The 12,163-nt window shown below is 74.4% G+C and carries 10 protein-coding genes; 6 read left to right on the forward strand and 4 right to left on the reverse strand.

Going from position 1 to position 12,163, the window contains the following annotated elements; all coding sequences use genetic code 11:
* Window positions 1-229: 229 nt before the first annotated feature.
* The 3 genes from ACNQOV_RS17600 to mtrA are packed head-to-tail and all read right to left on the reverse strand — an operon-like array spanning window position 230 to window position 4,274.
* Window positions 230-1,912, reverse strand: a complete 1,683-nt coding sequence (locus ACNQOV_RS17600) for a GerMN domain-containing protein (protein WP_416396163.1) — start codon at window positions 1,910-1,912, stop codon at window positions 230-232.
* Window positions 1,912-3,594, reverse strand: coding sequence for an MtrAB system histidine kinase MtrB (gene mtrB, locus ACNQOV_RS17605; RefSeq protein ID WP_402268102.1), 1,683 nt, complete (start codon window positions 3,592-3,594; stop codon window positions 1,912-1,914). Before mtrB ends, ACNQOV_RS17600 begins: the two co-directional genes overlap by 1 nt.
* A 5-nt stretch (window positions 3,595-3,599) precedes the next feature.
* Window positions 3,600-4,274 (reverse strand): MtrAB system response regulator MtrA, encoded by a 675-nt coding sequence (gene mtrA, locus ACNQOV_RS17610; protein WP_022905943.1) that lies wholly within the window; start codon window positions 4,272-4,274, stop codon window positions 3,600-3,602.
* Window positions 4,275-4,422: 148 nt separating this feature from the next.
* Here mtrA and ACNQOV_RS17615 point away from each other — a divergent pair, with 148 nt between their 5' ends.
* From ACNQOV_RS17615 to ACNQOV_RS17635, 5 genes are read left to right on the forward strand one after another with little or no spacing between them, the layout of a single operon-like run.
* The gene (locus ACNQOV_RS17615; RefSeq protein WP_416396166.1) at window positions 4,423-5,901 is read left to right on the forward strand and encodes a glycerophosphoryl diester phosphodiesterase membrane domain-containing protein; all 1,479 of its coding nucleotides are present in this window, start codon (window positions 4,423-4,425) and stop codon (window positions 5,899-5,901) included.
* Window positions 5,898-6,536: a DUF4129 domain-containing protein gene (locus ACNQOV_RS17620; protein WP_416396168.1), complete on the forward strand. Its 639-nt coding sequence runs from the start codon at window positions 5,898-5,900 to the stop codon at window positions 6,534-6,536. Before ACNQOV_RS17615 ends, ACNQOV_RS17620 begins: the two co-directional genes overlap by 4 nt.
* Window positions 6,533-7,774, forward strand: coding sequence for a DUF4350 domain-containing protein (locus ACNQOV_RS17625; RefSeq protein WP_416396170.1), 1,242 nt, complete (start codon window positions 6,533-6,535; stop codon window positions 7,772-7,774). Before ACNQOV_RS17620 ends, ACNQOV_RS17625 begins: the two co-directional genes overlap by 4 nt.
* Window positions 7,771-8,766 carry an AAA family ATPase gene (locus tag ACNQOV_RS17630; protein ID WP_416396172.1) on the forward strand — a complete coding sequence of 332 codons (996 nt, stop codon included), beginning with the start codon at window positions 7,771-7,773 and terminating at the stop codon, window positions 8,764-8,766. Before ACNQOV_RS17625 ends, ACNQOV_RS17630 begins: the two co-directional genes overlap by 4 nt.
* A complete protein-coding gene (locus ACNQOV_RS17635; RefSeq protein ID WP_416396174.1) occupies window positions 8,766-10,118 on the forward strand; it encodes a DUF58 domain-containing protein in 1,353 nt (450 codons plus the stop codon). Before ACNQOV_RS17630 ends, ACNQOV_RS17635 begins: the two co-directional genes overlap by 1 nt.
* A 3-nt stretch (window positions 10,119-10,121) precedes the next feature.
* On the opposite strand, the gene ACNQOV_RS17640 is transcribed toward ACNQOV_RS17635, so the two are convergent.
* Window positions 10,122-11,117: a stage II sporulation protein M gene (locus ACNQOV_RS17640; protein WP_416396176.1), complete on the reverse strand. Its 996-nt coding sequence runs from the start codon at window positions 11,115-11,117 to the stop codon at window positions 10,122-10,124.
* 174 nt (window positions 11,118-11,291) lie between these two features.
* Here ACNQOV_RS17640 and ACNQOV_RS17645 point away from each other — a divergent pair, with 174 nt between their 5' ends.
* A complete protein-coding gene (locus tag ACNQOV_RS17645; RefSeq protein WP_416396178.1) occupies window positions 11,292-12,161 on the forward strand; it encodes an RDD family protein in 870 nt (289 codons plus the stop codon).
* Window positions 12,162-12,163: the final 2 nt, after the last annotated feature.

Genomic DNA, 12,163 nt, shown 5'->3' on the forward strand with positions numbered 1-12,163 from the left:
ACAGCCCGCGGCACCCGCCGCACCCGCAGCGCCAGCCGCACCCGCGGCACCAGCCGCAGCCGCAGCCGCAGCGCCAGCCACACCCGCTGCGCCGGCGGCGCCCTGCTCCGGGCCGGCACGATCGGTGTTCGTCATGCCCCCGATCCTGACCCGACCCACCGCCGGGCGGGCACCGGTCTGCCGGGCTGGGGACGCGCCTCCCGGACCGCCGCCCTGTGGAGGACCGACGTCAGCGCTGGACGCCGAGAACGTCCGCGGTGATGCCCGTCGTCTCCCAACCGCCTCCGGTCGACTGCAGGACGGAGCCGTCGGACAGCCGCAGGAGCATGGAGCCGCCGCTCCCTCCGACGATCTGGGTCGCCCGGCCGTCGGGCTTCGGCAGGGTGCTCGACTGCCCACCGATGGTCGAGCGGACGACGTCCGGGCCCGAGGTCGTCTGCCCGACCGAGGCGACGTCGGAGTCGCTGATCCAGGCAGCGCCGACGGCGTTCCCGGTGGCGGCCTGCACGCGCACCGGCGATCCGAGCGAGGTCGGCGTGCGATCGGCGCCGCGGACGATGGCCATCACGTAGAGGCTCGGGCCGTCGTTCGTCTCGATGAGGGCGAGCGCCCTGGTGGAGTCGCGGGACACCTGGAAGGACACGAGGTCGCCGACCGGGAGCGTCGTGGAGACCTCGTGCGGGTCGCCGCCGAGGCCGTAGGCGGTCACGCGGCGGGTGTCGTCCTCGGACGCGACCCAGACGAAGCCGAGGTCGTCGATGGAGGGCGGCACCAGACCGTCGGTCGCGTCGACGCGCAGGTGGCTGCGGCCGCGGACGACCGTCACCCCGTCGCCGTTCCCGACCACGGCCGCGGTGCCGGAGGCCGACAGGGCGAACGAGGACGGTCGGAGGTCGCCGATCTCGGCGCCCATCCCGCCGCCGAGCTGGGCGATCTTGCCGCCGCCGAGCGCCGAGTAGCCGACGGTGCCGTCCTCGTCGACGAGCGGGCGGGCGTCGACGTCGGGGTTCTGCTGCGCGTCGACGCCGCCGGTGTCGGGGATGGAGAACGGTCCGCCCTCGACCGTGATGTCGACGGACGACACCGCGGCGACCGAGGCGAGCGACTTGGTCAGCTGCTCGCGCATCCGGGCCTTCGCCTCGCTGCTGGCACCGAGGGCGTCGCTCGACAGGTCGACGAGGGCCGTCCCGCTCTCGACGGTGACGGCGTTGAGGGACAGCTGCGTGCCCTCGGGGAACGCGGACACCACGGCCCCCTTGAGCCAGTCCGCCGGACCGGCGAGCAGGGCGCTCGCGATCCGGGTGCTCGTCGACGACCGCGCGAGGAACCAGCGCTCGTCGGGGACGAGGAACCGGTAGGTGGGGTCGTAGAAGTACAGGGCGTGCTGCTGGAACACCGACTCGAAGCTCACCGGCGACAGGATGATGCCGTCGGGGGCGTAGGCGATGCGCCACTCGCCGTCCTCGCGGGTGAACTGGAACGTGAGCGTGGACGAGGTGGGGCGGACCGCCTGGGTGTACTCGCCGTCGGCGTCGACGGTGGCGCTCGCCGTGAGGGTGTAGGTCAGCTCCCGTTCGCCGACGCGCTCGACGGCCGGGTTGCCGGACTGGATCGTCACCTGGCGCCGAGGGTTCCACTTCGTCGAGAAGCCCGAGGCGAGGAACTCGCGGGCGACCTCGTAGTCGTCCGCCGCGCCGGTGCCGGCGGCGATGAAGCCGCGCAGGATCGTCGTCTGGTCGGCTCCGGGCACGGGCTTGCCGGGGCGGTAGTCGACGCCGGAGACCGACTGGTCCTTGATCACCCCGCCGGACCGGACCGCGCCGTCGGTGGGGATCGCGGCGCAGGCGGACACGGCGACGACCGTCACCGCGGCGAGCGCCACGGCGACGAGGGTGCGGAGTCGGGTACGCATCAGTCGTCCTCTCGGACGGCGCGGGGGCCGTCGTACGGTTCGTCGAGGTCCGGGAGCGGGATCGCCGAGGTGGTGACGGCGACGCGGTCGTTGCGCGGCAGGGTCAGCACGAAGGCGGATCCCTCGCCGGGGCGCGACCAGACGTCGATGCTGCCGCCGTGCAGGTTCGCGTCGCCGAGCGAGATGGCGAGGCCGAGTCCGGTGCCGCCGATGGTGCGCTTGCGGCTCGGGTCGGCACGCCAGAACCGGTCGAACACGCGGGCGGCGTCCTCGGGCGGCATGCCGATGCCCTGGTCGCGGACGGCGATCGCGACGGAGCGGGCGTCGCTGTCGACGACGACCTGCACGGGCTTCGCGTCGCCGTGCTCGATGGCGTTGCCGACGAGGTTGCGCAGGACGCGGCGGATGCGCTTCGCGTCGAGCTGCATGGTGGTGTGGCCGCCGGGCGTCAGGAGCTGCAGGTCGATGCCGGCGCGTTCGGCGAGCGGTCGGAACTCGTCGACGATGTCGGTGGCGAGGGCCGCGGGGACGACGGGTTCGGGGTCGAGGTGCACGGCCTGGGCGTCGAAGCGGGAGATCTCGAGGAGGTCGGCGAGCAGCAGCTCGAAGCGCTCCACCTGGGCGTGCAGGAGCTCGGCGGACCGGCCGACCGACGGCTCGAACGCGTGCCGGGAGTCGTAGAGCATGTCGCCCGCCAGCCGGATGGTCGTGAGCGGGGTGCGGAGTTCGTGGGAGACGTCGGAGACGAACCGCTGCTGCACCCGGGAGAGCTCGGCCAGCTGGGTGATCTGCCGGCTCACCGCGTCGGCCATGCCGTTGAAGCTCCGGGCGAGGGTGGCGATGTCGTCGTTGCCGCGCACCGGGATGCGTTCGTCGAGCCGGCCCGAGGCGATCTTCCGGCTCGTCTCGGCGGCACCGCGGATCGGGACGACGACCAGCCGGACGACGAGCGAGGTGACGAGGGCGATGAGCACCATCAGCGCGACACCGCCGATCGAGAGCGTCTGCGAGACGAAGTCGAGGGTCTGCTGGGCGTCGGAGAGGTCGTACACGAGGTACAGCTCGTACTGCCCGGCGCTCGGGATCTGCAGCGTCGACCCGACCGCGAGCCCGGGCTGGCGGCGCCCGTCGTCCTCGAGCCGCACCGGCTGCAGGCTGAGCCGACCGGTGTCCTTGCCGACCTCCTTGCGCAGCGCGTCGGTGATCACGGCGTCCGGGAAGCCCTGGCTGGCGACGTTCTGCACCGTCTGCGGGCCGGGCTGGTTCGGGGTCCGCTCGATGGCGATGCTGGTGCCGCCGGGGCTCGTCGTGTTCGACAGGATCGCCTGCTGCGCCTCGCTCTGCAGGGTCTCGAGCTCGCTCTGGTTGTTGTCCTCGCCGGCGGTCGCCGCGTCGAAGATGCCCTGCGCGACGATCGTGGCGCGGGCGGACTCGGACTCGATCTGGTCGCGGCGCTGCGCGTAGACGTTGTTCGAGATGCTGATCATGACGGCGGTGCCGATGATCGCGATCGCGAGGCCGGTGGTCATCACCGTGATCGCGACCGACCGGAACATCAGGGAGCGGCGCCAGAGGTACGCGACACCCCGCCAGCCGCGCCGGACCCACCGTCGGACACGGCGGCCGGCGCGGGCGAGTCTGCCCCGCACGGCGACGCCGCCGGTCGACGGTGTGGACGGCACGGTGCTCAGGACCCTCCGGCCCGGTACCCGACGCCGCGCACCGTGGTGACGATCTTCGGGTTGTCGGGGTCGTGCTCGATCTTCGCGCGGAGGCGCTGCACGTGGACGTTCACCAGCCGGGTGTCGGCCTTGTAGTGGTAGCCCCACACCTGCTCGAGCAGCATCTCGCGGGTGAAGACCTGGTTGGGCTTCTCGGACAGGGCCCGCAGCAGGTCGAACTCCAGCGGGGTGAGCGCGATCACGGCGTCGCCGCGTCGGACCTCGTGCCCGGCGACGTCGACGGTGAGGTCGCCGACGTGGAGCACGGTGGCGTCCGCGGCGGTCGGTCGGAGCCGGGTGCGGATGCGGGCGACGAGCTCCTTCGGGTTGAAGGGCTTCACGACGTAGTCGTCGGCGCCGTTCTCGAGGCCGGCGACCACGTCGGAGGTGTCGCCCTTCGCCGTGAGCATGATGATCGGCGTGCCGCTCTCGGCACGGATGCGCTTGCACACCTCGATGCCGTCGATGCCCGGGAGCATGACGTCGAGGAGCACCAGGTCGGGCTTCGTCCCGTGGAACGCGTCGATGGCGTCGTTGCCGTCGGCGCTGAACTCGGGTTCGTAGCCCTCGGAGCGGAGGACGATGCCGATCATCTCGGCGAGGGCCTGGTCGTCGTCGACGACGAGGATGCGCGGTGTCATGTGATGGGGACTCCGTGTGACGTGCGGCAGTGCCCGGTCGGCACCTGACCCCTCACGATAGCCGAGGCCCCGTGCGACGGCGTTTTCCGACAGGATGGGTGTCGACCGCGTCTTCCGCGTGCGTGGTCGGGAGCACGAGGGGGCGGCGATGTCCGACTGGCAGGTACCGGGTGCGCCCGGCGGGTCCGAGGACGGTCGGGACGAGCGTCCAGGAGGCGCGGCTCGGCCCCCGGCGTCGCAGCCGTCCGGCGCGTGGCCGGGCCAGTCCGGCCAGTCCGGGCCGTGGCCGGGCCAGTCCGGCCAGTCCGGGCCGTGGCAGGGTCAGTCCGGCCAGCCAGGGCCGTGGCAGGGTCAGTCCGGCCAGCCCGGCCAGTGGGTCGGTGGCCCCGGGGGTCCGTCCGGTCCCCCGCCGGTCGGGTCGCGACCGGTCATCCCGCTGCGGCCGCTCGGGCTCGGCGACGTCCTCGCCGGCGCGTTCACCGTGTTCCGCCGCAACGCTCGGGTGCTCCTGCTCTGGAGCCTGCTCCTCAGCGGCGTCCTCGGGCTCCTCTCGACGCTCGTGAGCGCGTTCGGTCAGCAGGTGCTCCAGTCGCGCATGCTCCAGGCGGTCGACGGCGGCGCGACCGGCTCGGACTCGATCCTCGCCGGCTCGTTCACCCTGTGGCTCGTCCTCTCCGTCGCGCTGCCGTTCCTGGCCTACCTCGGGCGTGGCTTCCTCGTCGCGCCGGTCGCCGCGGACACCGGCGCACGCGTCCTCGGCCGACGCGCGACCTTCCGCGGACTCTGGGCCCTGCTCGCCGGGCGCCGTTGGTCGGTGGTCGCCTGGATCCTGCTGCAGCTCGCGGCCGGCGTCGTGATCGGCATCGTGTTCGTGGGCGTCATGATCGGGCTCGTCGCCGCGGCCTCCGGGAGCGGCTCCGGCTCCGGCCTGGGCGCCTTCCTGCTCGGCTTCTTCCTGCTCGGCCTCGGCTTCGCGGTCGTGCTCGTGTGGCTCGGGACGAAGTTCGCGTTCACCGTGCCGACCATCGCGCTCGAGGGACGCCCCGTCTTCCAGGCCGCGGCGCAGTCGTGGCGCCTCACCCGTGGAGCCTTCTGGCGCACCTTCGGCATCATCCTGCTCGTGCAGGCCGTGTTCGGTGTCGCGGTGTCCATCGCGACCATCCCGCTCACGATCGGCGCGGTGCTCCTGGGCGGCACGTTCGACCCGCTCGGCCAGACCGACGCGGCCTCGGGTGCCGGGACGGGCGGGGTGATCGCGATCGTCGTGGGGAGCCTGCTCGGCATCGCGGTGCAGTGCGTCACGGACGTGCTGTCGGCGTCCGTCGTGACCTTCCTGGCGATCGACCGTCGCATCCGGACCGAGGCGCTCGACCAGCGGATCGCGTCGCACCTCGAGACAGGAACGCCGACCGACCCGTTCGCGCCGTCGCCGCGGGTCGACCGGCCGGTCTGGCCCGGGCAGGGGTGGCCGGGCGCTGCGCCGCAGCAGCCGTGGCCCGGGCAGCCGGGCACCGCGCCCGGGCAGCCGTGGCCCGGACAGCCCGGCCCCGGTGCCGCCGGTGGGCCGACCGCGCCGCCGCAGTGGGGCGGCGCTCCCGGTCGCTACCCGCCGGACGGCCGGGCATGACGATCGGTCCCGACGAGGCACGTCGGCTCCTCGAGCACGAGCTCGAGCGGTCGGAGTACGACGGTGCGCACGTGACGTGGTGGGACCGCGCCTCGCGTGCCGTCCTCGACTGGCTCGGGTCGCTCCGCGCCGACGGCCTCGGGTCCCCGGCGGTCGCGCAGACCCTGCTCTGGACGGCCGTGGTCGTGCTCGTGGCGGTCGTCGTGCTCGTGGTCGTCGCCCGCGGACTCCCCCGCCGACGGGCGCGGCTCACCGACGGGGAGACCGGCGGCGTGTTCGACGACGACGACCTCCGTCCGGCCAGCGCGATCGCCGAGGACGCCCACGCTGCCCTCCGTGCCGGCGACTGGTCGCGTGCGGTCCTCGACGGGTACCGCGCGATCGCCAGGGGACTCGGTGAGCGCGACCTCGTGCCGGACGTCCCGGGAGCCACCGCGCGGGCCATCGCCGGCCGCGCGGCACGGGTCTTCCCGATCGAGGCCACCCGGATCGAACACGCGGCCGTCACCTTCGACGAGGTCCGCTACCTGGACGTCGCCGCCACCGAGACGGCAGCCCGCGAGGTCCTCGACACCGAGCACGCCGTCCGGACGGCACGTCCTGCCCATGCGACGACCCCGGCGGTGCCCGCGTGACCGCCACGGTGTCCACTCCGCCGCGGTCCGCCGGGTCCGGACCGCCGGAGCGCGACCGGGGAGGTCGCGGCCGCCGTGTCGGTGCGTGGGTCGCCGTCGTGCTCGTCGGCGCGCTCCTCGCCGTGCTCACCGCGGTCGTCGGGCGGCCCGCCACCGACCGGGTTCCGCTCGACCCGGCGTCCACCTCCGCGAGCGGCGCGAAGGCGCTGGTGCGCGTCCTCGAACAGCGCGGCACCGACGTCCGTGTGGTGGACCGTGCGGACCGGATCGCGGACGGCACCGTGTTCGTGGACGACGAGCGCGGTGTCCTCGACCCGGCCGTCGCGCGGCGGCTCGCGCGCGAGGTCGAGCACGTCGTCCTCGTGACCTCGGACCCCCGGATGCTCGACGCGTTCGGTCTCGACGTCGAACCGGCCGCACCGGTCGACGGGGACGACACCGTCCGCACGGTCTCGTGCGCGATCCCCGCCGCTGCCGTGGCCGAGCGGATCACGGCGACGGGGACCGGGTACGCCGTACCCGACGGTCGACGGGCGCCCGCGGGGACCGACCTCTGCGCGCCGTCCGGCTCGGGCGGCGACCGCGTGTACGGACTCGTCCGGACGGACACGGCCGCCGGAGACGTCACCCTCGTCGGCACCACCGCGGCGTTCCGGAACGACACGATCACCACCGCCGGCAACGCCGCGCTCGCCCTCGGGCTGCTCGGCGAGGGCGCGACGCTCACCTGGTACACCCCGGTCCCGGGCGCCTCGGACGCCGCGCCGACCCTCGGTTCGCTGGCACCGCCGTGGGTCCCGAGCGCACTCGCGCTGCTCGGCCTCGTCGCGGTCGCCGCCGCGTTCTGGCGCGGTCGTCGCCTCGGGCCGCTCGTCGTCGAGCGGATGCCCGTCGTGGTGCGCGCCGCCGAGACCACCGAGGGCCGCGCCCGACTCGCCGCCCGCACGGGCGATCGCACCCACGCCCTCGACACGCTCCGGATCGCGGCCATCCGGCGCACGGCTCGTCGGCTCGGACTCCCCCGGTCGGCCCACGTCGACGAGGTCGTCCGTGCCGCGGCCCGCGCCACCGGGATCCCCGACCGCCGCGTCGGGGCCGTCCTCGTCGGCGGGCCGACCACCGACGACCGCAGCCTCACCGCCGGAGCGGCAGCGCTCGACGAGCTCGAACGCGCCGTCCTCGCCGCGACCACCGGCGCCCGCCAGACCGACCGAGACCACCGAGGAGCACGCCCGTGACCGACCCGTCCACCACCCAGAGCCCGCAGGCGACCCGTCCGGCCGATCCGCTCCGCGACGCCTTCGGGCGGCTCCGCGCCGAGGTCGGCAAGGCCGTCGTCGGGCAGGAGGGCGCGGTGTCCGGGATGATCGTCGGCATCCTCGCGCAGGGACACGTGCTGCTCGAGGGCGTCCCCGGCGTCGCGAAGACGCTGCTCGTCCGGAGCCTCGCGGCCGCGATGTCGCTCGACACCAAGCGGATCCAGTTCACGCCGGACCTGATGCCCGGCGACGTCACCGGCTCGCTGGTGTACGACGCCTCGACCGGTACCTTCCCGTTCCGCGAGGGGCCGGTGTTCACGAACGTGCTCCTCGCCGACGAGGTGAACCGGACGCCGCCGAAGACGCAGTCCGCGCTCCTCGAGGCCATGGAGGAGCGCCAGGTCAGCGTCGACGGTGACGCCCGCGCGCTGCCCGACCCGTTCTTCGTGGCGGCGACCATGAACCCGATCGAGTTCGAGGGCACGTACACGTTGCCGGAGGCCCAGCTCGATCGCTTCCTCATGAAGCTCACGCTCGACGTCCCGCCGCGCGACGTCGAGTGGCAGGTGCTCCGGCGGCACGCCGACGGCTTCGTGCCGCGTGACGTCCGCTCCGCCGGCGTCGCCCCGGTCCTCGGCGTGGACGAGGTCCTGGCCGCCCAGCGTGCGGTCCGCGAGGTCGGGGCACGGGACGACGTCCTCGCGTACATCGTCGACCTCGCCCGCGCGACCCGGCAGGCGCCCTCCGTGCGGGTCGGTGTCAGCCCCCGCGGCGCGACCGCCCTGCTCGCCGCGGCGAAGGCGTGGGCGTGGCTCACCGGTTACGACGCCATCACACCGGACCACGTGCAGGCGATGCTCCTGCCCGTGTGGCGACACCGGCTGCGCGTCGCCGCGGACGCCGAGCTCGAGGGCGTCGGCGCCGACGGGGTGCTGCAGCAGGTCGTCGAGCAGGTCCGGGTGCCGATCTAGTGGCGATCTCCGGCCGCTTCGTCGCGCTCCTCGCCGTCGCGATCGTGCCCACCATGCTCCTCGGCACGGGATGGGCCGGTCTCGCCTGGGCCGGGGTGGTCGTGCTGGCCGCCGTGCTCGACGTGCTGCTCGCCGCCGACCTCACCGCCGTGCGCGTCGAGCGGCGGATGCCGAGGCTCGCGCGGCGCGACACCACCGCCGACGGCACGCTCGTCCTCGCCAACGACGGGAGCCGCACGCTCCGCGGCGTGGTCCGTGACATGTGGGAGCCGTCCGCCGGACACGCCCCCAGGCGGATGCGGCTGCAGGTCCCCGCCGGCGAACGCCGGACGGCACGCATGCGCTTCGCCCCGTTCCGGCGCGGCCGTCGGGCGTCCGCCGGCGTCGCCGTGCGCGCGTTCGGCCCGCTCGGACTCGCGGCCCGGCAACGGGTCGTCCCGGCGCCGGCGGAGCTGGTCGTCACCCCGCCGTTCCGGTCCCGTCGGCACCTGCCCTCGCGGCTCGCACGTCTGCGGGAGCTCGACGGCGAGACCACGCTCCAGCTCCGCGGTCACGGCACCGAGTTCGACTCGCTGCGGGACTACGTGCGCGGCGACGACGTCCGGTCGATCGACTGGCGCGCGACCGCCCGGCGCCAGGACCTCGTGGTGCGCACCTGGCGTCCGGAGCGGGACCGTCGGGTGATCGTGGTCGTCGACGCCGGGCGTGCCGGTGCCGGCCGCGTCGACGACGAACCGCGCCTCGACACGTTCATCGAGTCCGCCCTGCTCCTCGGTGCCCTGGCCGCAGCTGCTGGCGACCGGGTCGACCTCGCCGTGCTCGACGACACCGTCCGCTCGCGGGTGCACGGTGCCACCCGCAGCGACGTCGTCCAGCGCTTCGGCGAGACCCTCGCACTCACCGATGCCGGGCTCGCAGCGACGGACTGGGCGGCGGTCCCGGGGCTCGTCGACTCGATCACCACCTCGCGGGCGCTCGTCGTGCTCGTGTCGAGCCTGGACTCCGTGGGGGCGTCGGGCGACCTGCTCGCCGTGCTCCCCCGGCTCACCCGGCGGCACGCGGTCGTCGTCACCAGCGTGACGGACCCGACGGTCGAGCGGATGGCGAGCGGGGCCGTGGAGCCGACCGCCCCGGAGCCGCGGCGACGCGGCGGGCGGGTGCCGTCCCTCCCGGCCCGCGCCGAGCGCGACGTCCACCGGCGCGCCGCCGCCGAACGCACGCTCCTCGACGCCGACGGCGTGGCCGACGTCGCACGACGCGCCGGAGCCGAGGTCGTCCGCGCTGCGCCCGAGCAGGTGCCACCGCTCGTCGCCGACGCCTACATCCGTGCGAAGGCCTCGGGGCGGCTCTAGCCGTCAGTCGGCGACGAGGGCGGACGCGCCGCGCTCGAACTCCTCGAGGTCGCCGCGCTGCCCCGCGCGGTGCGCGCGCCCGCCGAGGACCCACTGGTACCAGAGCACGGCCGCGAGGGCGACGGTGCCGATCCCGATCTTCACCGGCCACGGCCAGTCCTGACGGGTCACGGTGCCCTCGACGAGTCCGGACAGCAGGAGCGTGAGCGCGAGGCCGACGGCGATCGTGATGAGCGCTCGGCCGTCCTCGGCGAGGGCCTGGCCGCGGGTGCGGGCACCCGGCGCGACCCACGACCAGAAGATCATCAGGCCCGCGGCCGCCGCGAGGAAGATCGAGTACAGCTCGAGCTGGCCGTGCGGGGCGATGTACAGGAAGAAGTCGCCGAGCCGGCCCTGGTCGTGCATGATCGCCGCCGAGACGCCGAGGCTCATCGCGTTCTGGCCGATCGAGAACGGCACGAAGAGGCCGGTGATGCCGAACGCGACCATCGTGGCAGCGATGTAGGCGTTGTTCGTCCACACCTGTGCGGTGAACGCGCCGAGGCCGTGGTCGGAGTAGTACGCCTGGAAGTCCTGGGTCGCGTACTGCCGCAGCGCCTCGGGCGTGCCGAAGGTGTCGACGGCTCCCGGCGTCGTCGTGATCCAGACCGCCGTGATCGCCGCGACCGCCGCGGTGGCCGCCGCGACCCAGATCGTGACCCAGCGGATCCGGTGGAGGGCCGCGGGGAGCTGCAGGACGAAGAACGTCGTCACCGCGGCCAGCGGGTCGACCGGGGTGCCGGTGAACCGGAGCCGAGCGCGGAAGAGGGTCAGCGAGAGGCGGTCACCCACGGCGGAGCGCGGCGCGGCGCCACGGATCCGGGCGAGGTCGGTCGCGGCCTCCTGGTAGCCGGAGACGAGGCGGTCGACGTCGGCGCCGGAGGCGTGACGGGCGCGGGCGAGTCGGTCGAGTTCCTGCCACCGGTCGCGGTGCACCTCGGTGTAGGCGTCCAGGTCCACAGCGTCTCCCCCACTCGTCGTGTCCGCAATCGTTGCGTCCGCAGTCGTTGCGTCCGCAGTCGTTGCGTCCGCTGTCGTTGCGTCCGCGCTCCGGTGCCGCTCGTGTCGGTCGTGCGCACGGCCCGTCCGGACGGTCCCCGCGCGGACGCCGGGTGTCTCCGACAGAATGATCCCATGCCGAAGACCCGCGTGCCGCGTGACCTCGCCGACGGTCGGTTCGTCCGAGCGCTCGAGGACACCCACGACGAGCTCGTCGTCGGCGAGGCCGTCGCACTCGACGTGCAACCCGCCGGCATCGCGCTGCGGTTGGCGGCGGCGCTCCTCGACGGCGTCTGCCTGCTCGCGCTCTACCTCATGCTCGTGTTCGGCCTCTCCCGCGTCTGGCCGAGCGGCCTCGACGACGCGTGGGCCGCGGCCCTCAGCATCGGCGCCCTCGTCGCCGTGCTCGTGCTCGTGCCGGCGGCGCTCGAGACCGCGACCCGCGGCAAGAGCGTCGGCCGCTACGCCACCGGCACCCGGGTCGTGCGGCTCGACGGCGGGGCGATCGGGTTCCGGCACGCGTTCACCCGAGCGCTCGTCGGACTGTTCGAGCTGTGGATGACCGTCGGGTCGGTGGCGTTCCTCGTCGCGTTGTTCGGCTCCCGGCCACGGCGGCTCGGAGACCTGCTCGCGGGGACCTTCGTGCAGCACGAGCGCTCGGCGAAGCAGCGCGATCCCGCGGTCCTCATGCCCGCGGAGCTCGTGGGCTGGGCCGGGATCGCGGACGTGTCGGCGCTGCCGCAGCGGCTCGAGAACCGGCTCGGGGCGTTCTTCCGCGGTGCCGCCGACCTCCGGCCCGAGCTGCGCGAGGCGGCGGCGCGTGACCTGGCCGCCGCAGTCGCCGGGTACGCGCACCCCGTGCCGCCGGTCCGACCCGAGGTGTTCCTCGCCGGGGTCGTTGTGCTGCGGCGGGAGCGGGACCTGCGGGCGCTGCGGGGGCGGGCGGCGGTGCTCGACCGCGCGTCGGCGGTGGCGACGGCGCGGCCGCCCGGCTTCCCGCGCTGACG

The organism is Curtobacterium sp. LFS084 (assembly GCF_047977705.1).
Taxonomy (GTDB): domain Bacteria; phylum Actinomycetota; class Actinomycetes; order Actinomycetales; family Microbacteriaceae; genus Curtobacterium.